A 395-nucleotide genomic window follows, 5' to 3' on the forward strand; every position below is an offset into this window, starting at 1 on the left:
GTGAGGCATGCCCCGCGGCGCGGTTCCTCGGGTGGTTGGCGGCGTCAGGTCATGCCGGGTCATGGCGAACCTGCCCGGTGCGACGTGGAGCGGAACGGCGGCCCACGGGGCTGATGCCAGCCCGCGAAGGACCCGACGATCGTCATGGGACCGCCGCAGCAGGGGCAAGGTGGCTGGGCCTGGCCGGGGCAGTCTTGCGGATCGGGTGCGTCGGCGCTGGGCCGCGGCGGGGCCGGGACGCCGAGGACCGCGCGGATGCGGTCCAGGCCTGCCGTCCGGTTCGAGCCCGTGAGAAAGCCGTAGTGCCGGATGCGGAGGAAGCCGCGCGGCAAGACATGGAGCAGGAAGCGTCGGATGAACTCCGCGGCCGACAAGGTCATGACCCGCGGCCGCCC

Annotated in this window: 1 protein-coding gene; it reads right to left on the bottom strand. The window is 73.4% G+C overall.

The genetic code is table 11. The features are described 5' to 3' along the window. Nucleotides 1-59: 59 nt before the first annotated feature. The coding region (locus ACLBYB_RS32820; protein ID WP_447701382.1) for a transposase at nucleotides 60-395 on the bottom strand (336 nt) is incomplete at its 5' end.

Source organism: Methylobacterium sp. D54C (assembly GCF_053345595.1).